Genomic DNA, 17,312 nt, shown 5'->3' on the forward strand with positions numbered 1-17,312 from the left:
AGGATCGGCATTCTGAAAAATTAATCCGAAATATTAGATATTGTCACCGGGACTGGCCTTTTCTTCTTTCATTATCCTTAAATGGAAACGAATGGAATTGCAGGTAAAATTTTTAAAGGAATTATTTAATTATGGTAGAATTACTGAAAGATGATAATATCTCATTGATATCTTGGCTCACCACTGCTCTTTTTGACCGGAGAATTTTCCATCTGGCAGAAGGGATGAGTCAGAGTATGGCAGTTACAACCTTTGCCGGACTAATCAGTTCAGGAACGAATATTGGCATGCTCTTTCTGGTAAGTATGCTCATCGCCGGGGTTATGAATGGAGATCCTTTGATGAGCCTTGCTCCGGTCATCGGTGGTATGATCCTTCTTTTCATGATACGGGGCGGTGCAGAAGCCCTCCGGGATATTTCTGCACAAAGAACATCGGACCTGATGAAACTCTCGGTTCGCACACGAGTCTATGAACACCTGCTCAGGCTCGGGCCGGCATACACAGAACATAAAAGTTCCGGCTCTGTTGCTGCAACAATAGCCGACGGGGTTGATACCCTTGAGCAATATGTCGGGTTTTTTATTCCCTGTCTGGTCCTGTGTTTTGTCGTGCCAGGTATTCTTTTTGTTGCATTCTCCGTTATGCTGGACCTTCCGGTAGCACTCATCCTTCTCGTATTTGTTCCGCTTGTTCCCTTTTCGGTAGCCATGTCATATAAACTCTCATGGAATGAAAAACTGGACATCTGGCGGGATTACCATGACCTGAGTTCATATTATGCAGAAAGTCTGCAGGGACTGACCACTCTGAAGATGTTTGGTCTCAGTGACCATCGTGCCGGATTACTGCATAAAAAAGCACAAAAATTGCAGGAAACATACATTAAAGCCCTTAAAATATTTTTTGGGGTTCATTATGTCTGTGATGTTGTTCCATACCTGGGGTATGGGCTTGCCCTTTTGTATGCCTGTATTCAGTTTTCATATGGAAAATTCGGCATTGAAGGGGTCATGACCGTACTCCTTGTCGGACCAATCTTTTATGAACATGTAATCGCACTTAGCCAGCATTTCCATAACAGCCTGTATGGAAAACGGGCACTTGATACCCTGGAGAAAATAATGGAAGAAGAACCAGTGGTATCAGCTCCGGTTATCCCGGTTTCTGTTCACCGGACACCACCTCCGGCTGTCAGGTTCAATGACGTTTCGTTCTCATATGAAACGGGCCGTGAGGTTTTAAAAAATCTGACATTTGACGTAAAATCCGGTGAAACTGTTGCCCTGGTCGGAACTTCAGGAGTTGGGAAAAGTACGGTTATCGATCTTCTCTACCGGTTTCATGATCCCCAGAAAGGGAGCATATATCTTGATGACACTCCGATTCATTCATTTCCACTTACCCAGCTTCGGGAACAGTTCTCCCTGGTATCACAGGAGACGTACCTTTTTTATGATACTATCCGGAATAATCTCCTTATCGGAAATCCTGCAGCGGGGGAATCTGATATTATTGCAGCAGCAAATGCAGCCAATATTCATGATTGGATAACCGGGCTTCCTGAAGGATATGATACCATAACCGGTGAGCGGGGAACCCGGCTCTCAGGTGGAGAAAAGCAACGGATTGCAATAGCACGGGCAATTCTGAAGAATTCACCTGTTCTTCTCCTTGATGAGCCCACTTCCAGCATTGATGCCGGGAGCGAGAAACTAATCCAGAATGCTTTGGATAAACTATGCAAAGACCGGACTGTTCTTGTCATTGCTCACCGGTTATCCACAATAAAAAGGGCAGATCGGATCATGGTTATGGATGAAGGACGAATTGTTGAGACCGGAACCCATGAAGAACTGCTCAAGTCTGGCGGTCATTATGCCCGACTGGTTCAGGCCCAGCTGCGAATGCTTGAATCTGCTCCTGTAGGGGGAGATATTGTAGGGGGTGCAGAATGACTCAAGCAACACCACTTCAGCAATTAATCAGGCTGAGCGGCCTTGTGAAATCCCATCTCCGCCTTCTTGCAGCGGGAATGATCTGTGATGCGACAAAGCAACTGATTACGATCGGGATTGGTCTTTTGGGTGTTTTTCTCATCTATACTGCAAAAGAACAGAGCAACGCTTCCGCTCTTCTTCCAATAGGAGGAGCGATCCTGATTCTTGCCCTTGCACGGGGAGTTTGCGGGTACTTCGGGCCATATCTTAATCATATTGCAGCATTTCAGGTATTATCAGATCTCCGGAATCAGTTATACCGGAAAGTAGATCCACTTGCTCCTGCTATCTTTATCTCCCGGAGAACCGGCGATCTTGTTTCGGTAGCGATTAATAATATCGAAATACTGGAACTCTTTTTTGCTCATACGCTGACCCAGATTGTTGTTGCAGTTCTGGTGCCGTTGATTGTTCTCTGTGGCCTTTTGTTTATTCATCCGTCACTTGCAGGAATTCTTCTGATATTCCTTATTATGACGGCTCTTATTCCGACTCTTGCTATCAGGATGAATGAAAAGAAAGGAGATCATCTCAGGCTGTTCCTTGCCAACATGGGGAGTTTTCTCATCGACAGTGTCCAGGGTATATGGGAAATCCTTGCATTTGGAAGAGGAAAAGACAGGCTTGAGGCAATAATCCGAATGGTTCTGGAATACCGGAAAGAACAACGGTCATATGTCCAGGTAAATGCCTGTGCATCAGCTTCATACGCGGTTCTCGTATCCGGTGGTATTGTCATTGTTCTTGTGGCGGCTACTATTCTTACTCAGAATGGAGAGATCAATCCATTCTATCTTCCTATTACTGTCATATTGTCAGCCGGAGCATTTAGTGCTACACGGGAAGTTGTTGAGGTGTCAAAACAACTGAGCATGACCATTGCCGGCGCAAAACGGTTCTTTGAAATCATGGATGACATTCCGGTAGTTCAGGAAAATGGCTCACCGGCAGTAGCATTGTCAGCAGTTCCAGAAATTGAGGTATCTAATGTCTGGTTCAGATATGGAGAATCGGAGCCCTATGTTCTCAAAGGAGTATCATTTACCATCCCTTCAGGATGCACAGCAGCAATAGTCGGCCTTACCGGAGCTGGGAAAACAACACTTACTCATCTTCTCATGCGGTTTTGGGATCCGGAGAAGGGCTCTATCAGGATTGACGGACATGATATCAGGGATCTGAACCTTAATTATCTCAGAAATACGGTTTCTATCGTTACCCAGGATATCTTTCTCTTTAATACCTCTATCCGGGAAAATATCCGGGTGGGGAAGGCATCAGCTACTGATCAGGAAGTGGAACAGGCTGCACGATTTGCCCGGATTCACGAGTTTATCTCCGGACTTCCGGATGGATACGAAACAATTGTCGGAGAACGGGGGATTCGTCTTTCCGGTGGTGAACGTCAGAGGGTTGCAATTGCCAGGGCAATTCTTAAAAATTCTCCGGTCCTTATCATGGACGAGGCGACCAGTAATCTGGATACCGGAACTGAAATGATGATCCGGGATACCATTCGTGAACTGATGAAAGGAAAGACGGTATTTATGATCGCACACCGGCTCAGTACAGTGGTTCATGCTGATACGATCCTCGTGCTCAACCAGGGAGAGATAATTGAGCAGGGTACTCACCATGAATTGTTACAGCATGATGGATTGTACGCTTCACTTATTGCAGCTCAGGAGATATAAGGTATCTCCTCTTTGAATTCTTTGATTTTTTCTGGATTCATCAGATCTCATGAGATCGTTCATTATCTTGGGATTGTTCGTTTACTGATTCAATGGATATTCTTTAATGGGTAGTAAATTCTTTTCTCTTACCACTATTTAATTAACATTATGTATTACGAAATACAATAATTACATATTCATCATGCTTCAGGTATCCAATTTAAAAACTTCATTCAGAACACCAGAAGGGATTGTAAAGGCTGTTGATTCTATTGATTTATCCCTTCGGAAAGGAGAGAAAGTTGGCCTGATTGGTGAGACTGGTTGCGGAAAAACGGTATTTGGCATGTCTGTTGTTCGTCTGCTTCCTCATAACACTTCAATCTCTGGAAAGGTATCATATAAAGGAAAGGATCTCATGACCGTTCCGGAGAGTCACATGCAGAATATCCGGGGGAGTGAAATCTCATTTATTCTTCAGAATCCAAGTGTCTCATTAAATCCGCTCATGCGAGTCGGCGGGCAGATTGAGGAAGCAGTCCGGAAAGGAAAGAATCTTTCAGCTCAGGAATCCAGGAAAGAGACGTTACGCCTGCTCAAAGAAGTAAACTTTCAGGATCCTGAATATATCATGAACCGGTATCCTCATGAACTAAGTGGCGGAATGAAGCAGAGGGTGATGATAGCTATTGGCATTGCAAGTGAGCCAGATCTGATCATTGCAGATGAACCGACAAAAGCCCTTGATAAGGGGAATAAGAAGGAGATACTAAGTCTCCTCTCAGATACTGCAGAGAGAAGTTCCATGATCATGATCACCCATGATCTGGCTGCTGCCTCAGAGTTATGTGACCGGATCCTCGTTATGTATGCCGGTGAGATTGTTGAGGATGGCCCCTGTGATGAGATACTCTCTGATCCCCTGCATCCGTATACGATAGCATTCATAAAGGCTCATCCAAAAAACGGGTGCAAGGCAATTCCTGGAAGTAGTCCTTCACTCATTGATCTCCCCTCCGGATGCAGGTTTCACCCACGATGCCCTGATGCCTGCGCCAAATGCAGAACGAATCATCCCGATCTCTCAAATGGTCACTCACATCACAGGAAGAACAGATGTCATTGCCATTAATCGAAGTGAAGAACCTGACCAAGGTATATCATTCCGGGTTATTTAAAAGGGAAGTTAAAGTTGCAGTCCATGATGTCTCATTCACGCTTCATACGGGGGAGACTCTTGGTCTTATTGGTGAATCCGGGAGTGGAAAGACAACAATCGGAAGGCTTGTACTCAGATTAATCGACCCGACTTCAGGGAGAATCAGCTACAAGGGTCGGGATATCACCCATGTAAGCAGGAAGGAGATGCGACCACTGCGAAGGGAAATGCAGATAATCTTTCAGGATCCTGAAAGTTCGTTAAATCCGAAGATGCGGATCTATCAGATAATTGAAGAACCTCTCCTATTGTATACGGAGTTATCCCCGAAAGAGAGGGATGAAAAGATTCGATCCATGGTATCCTATATCGGGCTCACTGAAGAGTACTTAAGCAGATATCCGTATCAGCTCAGTGGGGGGCAGAACCAGCGTATTGTTCTGGCAAGAATTCTGATTCTGGAACCTGAGTTTTTGGTGGCTGATGAGCCGACAGCATCACTTGATGTATCAGTTCAGGCTCAGATTATTGAAATATTGAAGCGATGGAAACAGGAGCATACTCTTAGCATTCTCTTTATATCTCATGATGAAGATCTGATCAAAACCCTGTGTGATCGGGTTATTCAGATTCATGATGGTCGTATTCAGGATCTGCAAGACCGAAACACATCCTGATTCTGAAGGTCAAAAAAGGGACAATCTATTTTTTTCACCAATATGATAAGAAACGACATTCGGCGGTAATTTTTTACAATATTTCATACATAATTAAAAATATTCATAACTTATCTGATCATACAATTATTATGGCTCCTGATCCGTCTGGTATCAAAGAAATGATCCAATCTGCATGGGATGAGTCTGCAGAGCGGTACGACATGCAACATGCCCATGGAGTCCAGTCAGAAGAGGAGCATACAGCATGGGTAAACCTGTTTAAACAGTTTACCTCTGATACCCCGATCACGGTCCTTGACATTGGTTGTGGAACCGGTGAGATGAGTCTTCTTCTTGCAGAGATGGGGCATTCGGTTCATGCAATCGATCTCTCTGAGAACATGCTGAAGAGAGCAGAGGATAAAGCCAGGAAAAAAGGCTACTCTATTTCGTTTTCAATTGACGATGCAGAATCTCTCTCATATGATGATGAATCATTTGACTTGGTTATAAACCGCCACCTGCTCTGGACGTTACCGGATCCTGAAAAAGCGCTGAGAGAGTGGAACCGGGTCCTGAAACCCCGTGGGATGATAGCAGTTATCGATGGACTCTGGTTCCCTGAATCACTCTCTGGTAAATCCCGAAGGTTCCTCTCGAAACTTGGGATTCTTATTTCTGAACGCAGAAACCCGTTCAAGTCATATTATCCGGATGAACTGATCGATAACCTCCCTCATCCGAAAGGGATGGAGGCCTTCGAAGCAGTGAAATATGTAGAACGTGCAGGATTCCATAATGTCACCCTGCATTCCCTGGATGAAATTATGACCATTCAGAGGAAGTACATGCCTCTTTCAAACCGGATAGGGTATCAGATGCCTTATTATCTCGTACATGGTGTGAAATAGGTTAATGGGATAAGTAATTTTACATTTTGGTAGTTAGTATGATAAAAAAAATTATTGCAGGAGTATTTCTCGTTCTCCTCCTTATCGGAACGTGCGGTCTGGTATATGCGGATGGGAAGACCGTGGTAATTGGGCTGAGTGAAGAACCAACGGATTTAAATCCAATCCGTTCTGCAGGTAATGCAGTCTTTTATGATGTAATTAAGGTTTTTAATGGACTTATCAAGTCAGATAACAACCTTGAGATGATAGGAGATCTTGCAAGTTCATGGGAACAGCCGGATCCTACGACTATCATCTTTCATCTGAGAGATGGTGTAAAATGGCATGATGGGACTGAATTCACCGCTGATGACGTCAAGTTCACGTATGATCTTATGACCAGCGGTGAAAATGTGGCAGTCTTTCCAACTTCGGGCGAATACAGTATAATCTCTTCAGTTGATGTGGTCGATAAAAAAACCGTTAAGTTCACACTCAAGGAGGCAAGTGTCCCCTTTATGGAATGGCTTGCACTTCCCATTCTGCCAAAACATATCCTTGCCGGGCAGGATCTGAGTTCAACTGAATTCTGGCAAAAGCCTGTTGGAACCGGGCCTTATGTTTTTGACAGTTGGAATAAGGGAGAGGAGATCATCTTCAAAGCAAATCCTAATTACTTTGGAGATAAACCAAAGATTGAGACAGTTCGGTATATCATCCTTCCAGATGAGAATTCACGAATTAACCTTCTGAAAAGCGGTGATGTCCAGGCAATTAAGATACTCCCCAAATCTTCAAAGGCACTTGAAGGTCAGGCAGGAGTAAAAATCATTTCAAACCCGTCAGCAAACTGGTATGGTATTAATCTTCCCTATATTCTTCCCCAGTTCAAGGATACTGCCGTTCACCAGGCTATTGCCTATGCTTTAAACAAAAAACTTATGGTTGATACGATCTTCGCTGGTCATGCAGTGCCTGCCTATGGACCATATCGGAAAGAGAGCTGGGTGTATAATCCTGCAATAGAGTTTAACCAGGATGTAGAAAAAGCTAAAAAGCTTCTTGATGATGCCGGGTGGAAACCAGGAAAAGATGGTATAAGAGAAAAAGATGGTGTAAAATTAGAATTTGAACTTTTATATGTTGCAACATCAGAGGAAAGGAAAGATTTAGCGGTTGCTGTTGCATCTGATCTTGAAAAGATCGGTATCAGGGCGATCCCAACATCCAAAGCCAACTGGGATGAGTTAAATCAGAATGTTTTCCATAATAATGCGGTGATTATGGCTTTTGGTTCACCCTTTGATCCTGACAATAACAATTACCAGATCTATCATAGTTCATACATCGGTAATGGTTGGAATAATCCGGCTGGATATTGTAATCCAGAAGTTGACCGGCTTTTAGAACAGGGGCGAACCACTTCAGATAGGGAGGAACGTAAAAAGATCTATGGTCAGTATCAGAAGATTCTCTCCGAAGATCAGCCAACTCCGCAGATTCTCTTCTCAAACTACGTCTTTGCAGTGAGTGACAAACTTACTGGATTAGTTCCCCGGATGGGTCCACATGGATCTATGGGTGGAATTAACGGAGAATTATGGTGGAATATTGAAGAGTGGGATATAAGGAGTTAAATACTCATGGATCAGGCTCTCCTTGGATATATTAGCCGGAGAGTTCTTCAAATCCCACTTCTTTTAGTTGGAATCAGCATCCTTACTTTTTTACTCATGTTTCTCTCTCCTGTTGACCCGGTAGTTGCTCATTTTGGCCTGCCGATCGTTCAGAAGATGTCAGATGAGGATATAATGAAAGTAAAGGATGAGTGGGGCTTGAATGAACCACTTCATGTCAGATATTTTTCATGGATTTCCCATCTCTTCCAGGGGGACTTTGGTCGTTCGCATATTTATAAACGCCCCATAATTGACATTATTATTGAAAAGCTCCCTGCTACTTTGTATCTGAGCTTTGTTGCATATGGAGTTGCGATTGTTCTTGCAATCCTTGCTGCGTTGATAGTCATCAGCCGGGAGGGAGGATTGATCGATCGAATTATTACAAACACCAGTTTTCTCCTGTATGCAGCACCGAGTTTTTTCATTGCCCTGATTCTTATACTGGTCTTTTCAGTCTGGCTTGGATGGTTGCCTTCATCGAGAATGGTCTCAATTTCAGTGCCACCGGGTTTTTTTGCAGAATTAGCAGACCGAATCCGCCATATTATTCTCCCTGCTGCAGCTCTTGGGATGAGTCATTTTGCCCTGTTTTATGGATATCTTCGTTCCAGTCTTTCTGAATCAATAAAACAGGATTATATCATCACTGCACGTGCCAAAGGGATAGACGAGCGTACGATTCTTATCAGACATGCATTTCGAAACTCCCTGCTTCCTTTTGTCACTCAGTTAGGTTTGGCAATTCCCTGGCTAATATCTGGAAGTGTTGTTATTGAGACTATTTTTGCATGGCCGGGAATTGGAAGACTGACATATGATGCAGCAATGAAGTCTGATTTTATGCTCCTTATAGGTCTGACACTCTTTACCAGTATTCTCGTGATTATCGGCAATCTTCTGGCAGATATTGCATACGCAATTATCGATCCACGTGTCAGATACGAGTGAACATAATGAAAGTAAGTACGATACTCTGCATTCCTGGAATTAAAGTTCTCATAATCATCATATTGATCGCAGTTGCGGTTCCGTTTCTCCTTCCTCATGACCCAAACCGGGCTAACCTGGAAGAGGCTGAACAGCCACCTTCTCTTGATCACTGGTGTGGAACTGATAAACTTGGCCGGGATGTCTTTACCCGGACGATATATGGCACAAGAATATCACTTATTGTTGGTTTGACTGCAGCCGTTTTGGCCGTCTCAATGGGAGCCGGTATAGGAATTACCGCAGGATTTATCGGGGGAAAAGTTGATGGTCTGCTTATGAGAATTGTAGATACGATAAACTCTCCTCCTGAGGTTATCCTGCTTATTGTCCTTGCAACCATATTTCCCCGGAGTATATTGACTATAATTCTCATTATTTCCCTGACTCACTGGATGAGTACTTCACGATTGATTCGGGGAGAGACATTATCCATTAAAGAGCGACCCTTTGTTGAGGCTGCGATAGCTCTTGGGGCAGATGACCGGTATATCATGAAAAGGCATATTCTTCCGAATCTGTATTCTATCCTGGTCATTTCAGTTACGCTTATGGCTGCTCATGCGATCATGATGGAGGCCATGCTGAGTTTTCTGGGGCTGGGGATTCCTGCACACATGGCCAGCTGGGGGAATATGCTCAACCAGGCACAAAGTGACGTCATGAGAGGAATATGGTGGACTTCTATATTCCCTGGGATAATGCTTGTTGCTACGGTATGGTCAATATACCGCTTAGGTGAAGGATTAAAAGAGTATCTGACACCACACAGGGATTTTTTATCCAGAATTTAATATTTTTTATGGAACAGAATCAAGAAGATTAAGATACACGTGAGTTTAATATGGAGATATCTCGAGAAAATCAGGATCCGGTCAAGAAAAATGTCCGGATATATTGGAACGAACGAAGCAAAACTTTTGACCAGGATGTTGGTCATGGTGCAGATCATCACGAATGCCAGTTATGGAAAAATCAGCTGAGAACAATCATAGGCGACGACAAAAAAGATGTCCTTGATTTTGGGACCGGAACGGGTATGATTGCTATCAACCTTGCTGAACTCGGTCATTCTGTCACGGGTATCGATTTGTGTGAAGAGATGCTTGATATTGCGAATAGGAAAGCAGAATCAAAAGACCTATCAATACGGTTTTTACTTGGTGATGCTGAAAACCCGGAGTTTCCTGATCGGATGTTTGACGTGGTAATTTGCCGTCATCTGCTTTGGACACTTCCTCATCCAGATGTGGCTATCCGAGAATGGTCAAGGATTTGCAGACCTGGCGGGGTGATTATCGCGATAGATGGACACCAGGAGCCAAAAGACTACTTTCATCACTCAGATGAGAAGGATGAATCAGAGAAATCAGATCAGGAAAAACTATGGGAACAGACTTACTCAAAGGAGATTACTATGCAACTTCCAAATGGGGATCAGCTTACAATTGAGTCGTTAAAGGAACTCTTCACAACAAATGGCCTTGGAGATGTTCAGTCAAAGAACCTAAAGGATATTGCTGAGTATCACCAGCGCCTGCATTCTGCGAGTGACCATGAACGCCAGCACGAAGTAAATATCATCTGGGGCACAGTTCAGTAAATCACCACACATCCATGCTTTTCACTAAGCCCGTTTTTGATACTGCCAGAAGAATGGGTGCATATTACTGTGGTTTTGCAGATATATCAGCCCTTACCTCATCCATTCCAGACCTTGAAGGATACCGGGTCCATGATTATCCTGCAGCAGTCTCGGTTGGAATTGCGCTCTCGGATCAGATAATCAACTCCCTTCCAAATCGTGACGATGTATCTGTATATCAGGCATACTGCCGTCATTATGACGAGACAAACCATCACCTTGATTCCATTGCTACAGAGATATGTTCTATTATTGAGGATTTTGGATACAAGACTTATCACGTCCCAGCCTCATCACCACGAGGACCGGATGGACTGACTTCAGAGTTCTCCCATAAGATAGCCGCTCACCAGGCAGGCCATGGATGGATTGGAAAGAGTGCTCTTCTTATCACCCCGGAACATGGTCCACGGGTCAGATGGGTTACCGTTCTAATATCAGCCCCAATACCACAGGAGAAAGAGCCGATGGATGAGCAGTGCGGACGATGTAAGGCTTGCACACAGATCTGCCCGGTGCATGCGATATCAGGAGATCCCTTCGGTACAAAGGAACCAGGATCATTCCGGTTCGATAGAGCTGCCTGTAGTAAAGGGTTTTCAGATAGGAAAAAGATGGGACTTTTGGCAATCTGTGGCCTCTGTGTATATGTCTGTCCATATGGAAAAAGAACTACTAATAATGAGGCGTACACAAGCAAGTAAGGAATATATCATTACACTGCCAATAAACTCATACTATGGATGTTGTTACTCTCTCATCTAATGGAAAGATAACTCTTCCTTCAAAAAGATGTGAGACGTTCTCTTTGTCTGATGGTGATTCTCTAGTAATAGTTGAGGAGAAGGATAGCATACACCTAAAACCCCTCATAAATATCTCACATCTCTGGGGAGTAGATTCTATGGTAGATACGAAAAGTGCGCTAAAAGAATTTAGAGACGAATGGAATAAAGATCTTGTAGAATAAGTTCTCTTTGACACTCATGCATTTCTTGCATTTTTCAACCGTGAATATGGGTCTGAAATAATCAAAACATTAATGGATGAGATTCAGAATGATGATAATGAGGGGTATGTTGCGACTATTACCCAGACCGAACTTGTATGTCTCTATAAAAGAAATATAAATGATTCTATCGCCTGACTACGAGTTACACAGATTCAACATTCTAAACTTATTATTCTCCCCCTGAATGATGAAATTGCAATTAATGCAGGTTTTTTGTAACTTCATGGGATTTCTGTTGCTGATACCCTAATTGCTGGATCGGCACTTGCAATTGATGCCCCTGTTGTCTCTAACGGTCCCCACTTTTTGAATATGGGGGTTCCCGTGATCGTGTACCAGTCCTGACCCTCATATCTTAACCGAATCGCTCATCGGATCCATCAGATCCCGTATCTCTGACCCGATAAGATTTGTTGCCAGCACAAACGCCATGATCAGAGCACCTGCTGAGAGGGCTATTAAGGGTGCTTTATAGAGGAGCGGAAGCCCCTGGTTCAGTATATTCCCCCATTCAGGGGTTGGTACCTGAATACCAAGACCTAAAAACCCAAGTCCGGCAATCATGATGATCTTACTCCCAAGCCCTAGCGTTGCGATCTCCATAACCGGAGCAAGGACGTCTGGTAAGATGTGTCTGAAGAGAATATACCTGTTTTTTGCGCCAAGAGCCCGTGCACTCTCAACAAATCCTCTGTTTTTGATTGACATGGTTGAGGAGCGTACAACCCGTGCATATTTGGCCCAGCCGGGAAGTGCCAATGCCAGGATAATTGAGGGAACTCCCGGCCCCATAATCCCTACGAGAGCCAACGTCACCACCATACTCGGGAATGCAAGCATAATGTCGGTGATCCTCATCAGTAATCCATCTACTCTTCGGTAATATCCCGCACATAAGCCGACCAGTAATCCGATGATAACTACCAGTATGGTAGAGACGACAGCGATTATAAGCGAAGGCTGAGAACCATAGATCGCCCGGCTTAGCACACATCTCCCGAACTGGTCGGTTCCAAGTGGGTATTCGGTCGATGGAGGCAGAAACCGGTTCTCAAGCGATTGCTCGTAGGGATCATGCGGAGCGATATATGGAGCGAATACTGCCATCAGACACATAAGGATAAGAATTATCAGTCCGAAAACCAATAGCGGTCGTTTTTTCAGAACCCTCATCCCTAAGGCACAAAACCCCTGATCTGATATCGGGATATACACCGTACTACTCATGAGTATCCCTCATCCTCGGGTCAAGCAGGTAGTATGAGATATCGATACAGAGATTGATTATGATGAAAATAATAGCAAAAACCATGATACACGCCTGCATCACCATGATGTCCCGGGAAGCAGCTGCATCAACAAATAGACGTCCCATTCCGGGCAATGCAAAGAGTGATTCGATGATCATCGCTCCCCCAAACAGCCATCCGTACTGCGTTCCCATGTAGGTCAGGACCGGGACAATGGCGTTTTTCAATGCATGACGCCTGATTATTGTGCCCCGGTCCAGACCCTTCGAGATCGCCGTCGTGATATACTCCTGTTCCAGCTCCTCAGCCATACTCGTCCTCATAAGTCGCATGGTAACAGCAAAGAGACTGATAGAGAGGGCAAAGGCAGGCAGGATAAGGTATTCAGGGCCTTTGTAACCGGCTACCGGCAGGATCTTCAATGTTATCGAGAAGATGAGAATGTCAAGGATACCAAGAAAGAAATCAGGAATAGACAGGCCAATGATAGATATCGCCCGTGAGAGATGATCCAGTCTTCCATTCGGATGTATCCCTGCAAGAATACCTATCGGGATTGCGATGATAATCGAAAAAAGCATTGCAATAGATGAGAGCAGGAAGGTCACTGGAAAGGCCCGTAGTATCTCATCCGTAGTGCTCTTTCGAGTCTGGTACGAGTACCCGAGATCCCCCTTTAGAACCCTTGACAGCCAGGAGAAGTACTGGATATACCAGGGCTTGTCAAGATCCATCTGCTCCCGCATGATTGCAACAGCCTCTTTTGGGGGGAAATCGGTGTTCATCATCGCCCGCAGGTTAATCTCAGCCGGGTCACCCGGGGTTACCATCATGAGCAGAAACGCGATGAAGGTGATACCAATCAGTACCGGGATGGTCTGCAGGAGTCTGACCAGAATGAACTGCTTCATTGGATTCACGGATTAAGTATGTGAAAAAAGTTAGGAGAGGGATACCTCTTCCAGGTGATACGAGAGTTCGGTCGGATGCATCCGGTACCCTTTCACCTTGTCAGAGTAGATATCCTGGTTGACATAATAGTTCAGGAACGAGACCGGTGCTTCATCAACAACGATCTGCTGTACCCGGTCATAGAGTGACTTACGTGCAGACGGATCAATGATACCTCGTGCCTTCTCAATCAGTTCATCAACCTCTGCATTACTCCACCGGTATGCACCCCATCCCTCGCCAGAGGTCCCTGATGAATGGTAGTCGGTCATCATAACCTCGTCTGGATCCGGTACAAACAAGAGACCTCTTCCGATAAGGTTGATATCAAACTCTCCCTTGTTACGGCGAGCATTGGATGAGTCGGTATCGATTACAACCAGCTCTACCTCGATTCCAACCTTCTTCAGCTGGTTCTGGATAACCTCAGCCGTTGGTGGCAACTCTGCTCGTTCCGGATAGGTTAAGAGGGTTATCGAGAACTTCTCCCCATTCTTGTCAAGGATACCATCATTATTACTGTCGGTCCATCCTGCCTGTGCCAGGAGTGACTTTGCTTGGTCAGGGTTGTATGGGAACGGCTGAATATCCTTGTTTGCCCAGTAAAACTCCGGTGGGAATATGCTGGCTGCGGGAGATCCGACCCCTTCCATTACATAGGTGACGAGTGCCTACCGGTCAATGGCGTAGTTCATCGCCTGCCTGATAAGCTTATCGGTAAATGGTCCTTCATCACAGTTATAGGCCAGGATTCTCACCCGGTGAATCGGCTGATCCTTCACGGTAAATCCGCCCATAGCCTGGAACTTTTCTGTAATCTCCGGGGGGTTGATAAGACTGATGTCGATCTCTCCACTCTGGAGCATCATGGATCTGGTCACCGCATCAGGAATTGAGGTATATACTACTCCATCCACCGATGGAACCTTTCCCCAATAATTTGGATTTTTAACCGTCCGAATCTCTTCTTTTGGTGTAAATGATTCAAAAATGAAAGGTCCGGTACCGATTGGCCGGGTTATATCTCCCTGGTCGATACAGTCAGGTGACAGGGCGCCGCTCTCTCCCTTGGCCATATATGCAGGAAGTCCTGAAAACGGGGTTGAAAGTACAATCTCAAGGACGTTATCACTGGGTGCTTTTATCTCTTTTATTGGAACATTAGCGAACGTTTTGGATTTCACTAAGGAGTCTTCAAGTGATTTCTTCATCGCAGCTGCGCTAAATGGAGTTTTGTCATGGAATACCACCCCGTCACGGAGGGTAAATGTCCAGGTGAGTTGATCTCCGGATACCTGCCAGTTGGTTGCAAGCCCGGGAATAAGCGCTGCATCCTGGTTAACATCAACTAATGTATTTTCCCTAACAATGGTATGAGTACCTGTCTATATGCGGGTCTGTTGTCTTTGGACTCCATAGCCCGCCTACGTTCAGAATGTTCGAACTCACTGCAGTAAAGGATGTGAGACTAATCAGAAGAAGAAGTCTCCTTTAATAAATTTATTCATATCTTTTATTTAATTATTTTAATATGTGTTACATAATTGTATCTAATCATACTTAAATGGATGATGACATCGTATTTTTCTTCCTGAGCAATCTGTTACAGACGGAATTGTTTGGCATTTTTCTGTTTTATTCGGACATTGTAGGACAAATGGGCAGGATTCATGAGATGGTATTGACTGATCGGGTCTTTGATGTTTGTGTCCGCGAACGATAGACTGTGAATAGGGGTGCATAGGGGATTTGAGTATGCCACTTCCTTCCTCTATAATATGTCCATTATACATTACTCCGACTCGGTCTGCAATATGGTCTGCAAGTTTTAAATCATGGGTGATGAAAAGGAGAGAGATGGTACTTCTCTTCTGAAGTGAAAGGAGGAGCTGGATTATTGCCGCCTGCACAGAAACATCAAGCATCGAGGTAGGTTCATCACAGAGGATAAAGTCCGGCTTTAATGCAAGGGCACGTGCAATGGCTGCCCGCTGAAGTTCACCGCCTGAGAGTTGATGTGGATACCGCTCTGCATAATCTGGGTTCAAACCGGTTTCGGCAAGAAGCTCTAAGAGAACATTCTTTAATCCCCCCTTTTCCTGAGCCTGACCATGTATTAAAAAAGGCTCCATTATTGACCGTGATAATCTCCACCGTGGATTAAATGCATCCTCAGGGTGCTGTGGTATTATCTGCATCTTTCGTCGGATTGGAATGAGTTCTGGACCTTGAAGATCAGTAATATCCTCGTTATGATAGAAAATTCTGCCAGTGGTAGGTGAGATTAGTTTGAGCAGAATTTTTCCCAGAGTGGTTTTTCCACTCCCGCTCTCTCCAACAAGAGCATAGGTCTCTCCGGCTTTAATCTCAATATCTACATCCTGCACTGCGAAAGTCTTCTGGTGACTGAAAAACCCGGATTGGTAGATTTTACCAAGCCCAGTTCCGGTTATGATACTGGATACACCTGACATTGTCATACCCAACAGGGAAAAGGGGGATCTCTTCTGAGCAGACCCTACTACAGAGAGAGCATCGTGACTTGAATCTGCATCCCGCCTGTTTTTCATGCATTGCCGGAGAAGTACCGGGAATCGGTGATAATCCCCGCTGAGGAAGTGAGTTTACTAGCCCTACTGAATAGGGGTGAAGTGGAGTAGTAAAAAACCTTTCAACACTGGTGAGCTCCACTATCTGCCCGCAGTACATCACCGCTATCCGGTCAGCAACCTCTGAAGCAAAATCAAGATCATGGGTGATGATAATCTGGGTGATGCCCCTCTCTTTCTGTGTGTTAAACATCTCAATGACATCTTTTTTGTTAATCGCATCAATCCCTTTTGTTGGTTCGTCAGCTATTAACACCGATGGAATGGTCGAGGTTCCCATGGCAAGCATCGCCCGCTGGAGCATTCCACCACTATATGCAACGGGGTACTCCTCGGCCCACTTCTCCGGAGGTACGATACTGTACTGACGAAGAAGTCTAATCGCCTGTTTCTTTGCTTCTGACCATGAACTATCTGTGTGGAGAACTATCGGTTCAGAAACCTGTTTCCAGATCTTCATCGAGGGATTAAACCCAAGTTTTGGATTTTGCGGGATCCAAGCAATTTTCCCTCCCCTGATCTTTTCCATCATCCCTTCACTGAGTGTGAGGATGTCCTGGGTCTGAAAAATAATTGAACCTGAAATGGCAGCAGTATCAGGCAGTAGTCTTAGTATAGCAAGACCAAGGACGGACTTTCCACTCCCGCTCTCCCCAATGATAGCAAGGGTCTCACCATGTATCACGGAGAGCGAAAGATTATCAACTGCAGTGAGCAGATATCCCTCGCCTTTAAATGATACAGTAAGATCAGAGATCTCAATAATGTTATTCATCTTCATATTCTAAT

15 protein-coding genes and 1 pseudogene are annotated in these 17,312 nt (G+C 44.6%); 11 read left to right on the plus strand and 5 right to left on the minus strand.

The features are described from left to right. Positions 1-131 precede the first annotated feature (131 nt). The 11 genes from MHUN_RS00990 to MHUN_RS01040 all read left to right on the plus strand — a co-directional run bounded on the left by MHUN_RS00990 (position 132) and on the right by MHUN_RS01040 (position 11,671). Positions 132-1,958 carry an ABC transporter ATP-binding protein/permease gene (locus tag MHUN_RS00990; RefSeq protein WP_011447259.1) on the plus strand — a complete coding sequence of 609 codons (1,827 nt, stop codon included), beginning with the start codon at positions 132-134 and terminating at the stop codon, positions 1,956-1,958. Beyond that, complete coding sequence (locus MHUN_RS00995) at positions 1,955-3,694, plus strand: ABC transporter ATP-binding protein (RefSeq protein ID WP_011447260.1); 1,740 nt, start codon at positions 1,955-1,957, stop codon at positions 3,692-3,694. The genes MHUN_RS00990 and MHUN_RS00995 overlap by 4 nt, the downstream gene beginning before the upstream one ends. A gap of 184 nt (positions 3,695-3,878) precedes the next feature. After that, positions 3,879-4,808, plus strand: a complete 930-nt coding sequence (locus tag MHUN_RS01000) for an ABC transporter ATP-binding protein (protein WP_011447261.1) — start codon at positions 3,879-3,881, stop codon at positions 4,806-4,808. Beyond that, positions 4,793-5,512 carry an ATP-binding cassette domain-containing protein gene (locus tag MHUN_RS01005; RefSeq protein ID WP_011447262.1) on the plus strand — a complete coding sequence of 240 codons (720 nt, stop codon included), beginning with the start codon at positions 4,793-4,795 and terminating at the stop codon, positions 5,510-5,512. Before MHUN_RS01000 ends, MHUN_RS01005 begins: the two co-directional genes overlap by 16 nt. Positions 5,513-5,643: 131 nt before the next feature. Then, on the plus strand, positions 5,644-6,405 hold the full coding sequence (locus MHUN_RS01010) for a class I SAM-dependent methyltransferase (RefSeq protein ID WP_011447263.1): 762 nt from the start codon (positions 5,644-5,646) through the stop codon (positions 6,403-6,405). A gap of 38 nt (positions 6,406-6,443) precedes the next feature. Then, the gene (locus MHUN_RS01015; protein ID WP_011447264.1) at positions 6,444-8,024 is read left to right on the plus strand and encodes an ABC transporter substrate-binding protein; all 1,581 of its coding nucleotides are present in this window, start codon (positions 6,444-6,446) and stop codon (positions 8,022-8,024) included. 6 nt (positions 8,025-8,030) lie between these two features. Continuing rightward, on the plus strand, positions 8,031-9,017 hold the full coding sequence (locus tag MHUN_RS01020) for an ABC transporter permease (RefSeq protein ID WP_011447265.1): 987 nt from the start codon (positions 8,031-8,033) through the stop codon (positions 9,015-9,017). Positions 9,018-9,022: 5 nt separating this feature from the next. Then, positions 9,023-9,850 (plus strand): ABC transporter permease, encoded by an 828-nt coding sequence (locus MHUN_RS01025; RefSeq protein ID WP_011447266.1) that lies wholly within the window; start codon positions 9,023-9,025, stop codon positions 9,848-9,850. 50 nt (positions 9,851-9,900) lie between these two features. Then, positions 9,901-10,659: a class I SAM-dependent methyltransferase gene (locus MHUN_RS17000; protein ID WP_011447267.1), complete on the plus strand. Its 759-nt coding sequence runs from the start codon at positions 9,901-9,903 to the stop codon at positions 10,657-10,659. A 14-nt stretch (positions 10,660-10,673) separates the two neighbouring features. Next, on the plus strand, positions 10,674-11,405 hold the full coding sequence (locus MHUN_RS01035; RefSeq protein WP_011447268.1) for a 4Fe-4S double cluster binding domain-containing protein: 732 nt from the start codon (positions 10,674-10,676) through the stop codon (positions 11,403-11,405). Between the two features lie 35 nt (positions 11,406-11,440). Continuing rightward, positions 11,441-11,671, plus strand: coding sequence for an AbrB/MazE/SpoVT family DNA-binding domain-containing protein (locus MHUN_RS01040; RefSeq protein WP_011447269.1), 231 nt, complete (start codon positions 11,441-11,443; stop codon positions 11,669-11,671). Between the two features lie 390 nt (positions 11,672-12,061). On the opposite strand, the gene MHUN_RS01045 is transcribed toward MHUN_RS01040, so the two are convergent. From MHUN_RS01045 to MHUN_RS01065, 5 genes and pseudogenes are all read right to left on the minus strand, one after another. Further along, positions 12,062-12,940, minus strand: a complete 879-nt coding sequence (locus tag MHUN_RS01045; RefSeq protein WP_011447270.1) for an ABC transporter permease — start codon at positions 12,938-12,940, stop codon at positions 12,062-12,064. Continuing rightward, positions 12,933-13,874, minus strand: a complete 942-nt coding sequence (locus MHUN_RS01050; RefSeq protein WP_011447271.1) for an ABC transporter permease — start codon at positions 13,872-13,874, stop codon at positions 12,933-12,935. The genes MHUN_RS01045 and MHUN_RS01050 overlap by 8 nt, the downstream gene beginning before the upstream one ends. A gap of 30 nt (positions 13,875-13,904) precedes the next feature. Continuing rightward, positions 13,905-15,284, minus strand: a pseudogene (locus tag MHUN_RS19345) (ABC transporter substrate-binding protein). Between the two features lie 180 nt (positions 15,285-15,464). After that, a complete protein-coding gene (locus MHUN_RS01060; RefSeq protein WP_204222998.1) occupies positions 15,465-16,394 on the minus strand; it encodes an ABC transporter ATP-binding protein in 930 nt (309 codons plus the stop codon). Beyond that, entirely contained in the window at positions 16,345-17,304 is a 960-nt protein-coding gene (locus tag MHUN_RS01065) for an ABC transporter ATP-binding protein (protein ID WP_011447273.1), read from the minus strand. The genes MHUN_RS01060 and MHUN_RS01065 overlap by 50 nt, the downstream gene beginning before the upstream one ends. Between the last annotated feature and the right edge of the window lie 8 nt (positions 17,305-17,312).

This window comes from Methanospirillum hungatei JF-1, from assembly GCF_000013445.1.
Taxonomy (GTDB): domain Archaea; phylum Halobacteriota; class Methanomicrobia; order Methanomicrobiales; family Methanospirillaceae; genus Methanospirillum; species Methanospirillum hungatei.

Coding starts and splice junctions, on each gene's coding strand:
- MHUN_RS00990 (WP_011447259.1), top strand. CDS start 132: ATGGTAGAATTACTGAAAGATGATAATATCTCATTGATATCTTGGCTC.
- MHUN_RS01005 (WP_011447262.1), top strand. CDS start 4,793: ATGTCATTGCCATTAATCGAAGTGAAGAACCTGACCAAGGTATATCAT.
- MHUN_RS01025 (WP_011447266.1), top strand. CDS start 9,023: ATGAAAGTAAGTACGATACTCTGCATTCCTGGAATTAAAGTTCTCATA.
- MHUN_RS17000 (WP_011447267.1), top strand. CDS start 9,901: ATGGAGATATCTCGAGAAAATCAGGATCCGGTCAAGAAAAATGTCCGG.
- MHUN_RS01050 (WP_011447271.1), bottom strand. CDS start 13,874: ATGAAGCAGTTCATTCTGGTCAGACTCCTGCAGACCATCCCGGTACTG.
- MHUN_RS01015 (WP_011447264.1), top strand. CDS start 6,444: ATGATAAAAAAAATTATTGCAGGAGTATTTCTCGTTCTCCTCCTTATC.
- MHUN_RS01060 (WP_204222998.1), bottom strand. CDS start 16,394: ATGACAATGTCAGGTGTATCCAGTATCATAACCGGAACTGGGCTTGGT.
- MHUN_RS01000 (WP_011447261.1), top strand. CDS start 3,879: ATGCTTCAGGTATCCAATTTAAAAACTTCATTCAGAACACCAGAAGGG.
- MHUN_RS01035 (WP_011447268.1), top strand. CDS start 10,674: ATGCTTTTCACTAAGCCCGTTTTTGATACTGCCAGAAGAATGGGTGCA.
- MHUN_RS01065 (WP_011447273.1), bottom strand. CDS start 17,304: ATGAAGATGAATAACATTATTGAGATCTCTGATCTTACTGTATCATTT.
- MHUN_RS01020 (WP_011447265.1), top strand. CDS start 8,031: ATGGATCAGGCTCTCCTTGGATATATTAGCCGGAGAGTTCTTCAAATC.
- MHUN_RS01045 (WP_011447270.1), bottom strand. CDS start 12,940: ATGAGTAGTACGGTGTATATCCCGATATCAGATCAGGGGTTTTGTGCC.
- MHUN_RS00995 (WP_011447260.1), top strand. CDS start 1,955: ATGACTCAAGCAACACCACTTCAGCAATTAATCAGGCTGAGCGGCCTT.
- MHUN_RS01010 (WP_011447263.1), top strand. CDS start 5,644: ATGGCTCCTGATCCGTCTGGTATCAAAGAAATGATCCAATCTGCATGG.
- MHUN_RS01040 (WP_011447269.1), top strand. CDS start 11,441: ATGGATGTTGTTACTCTCTCATCTAATGGAAAGATAACTCTTCCTTCA.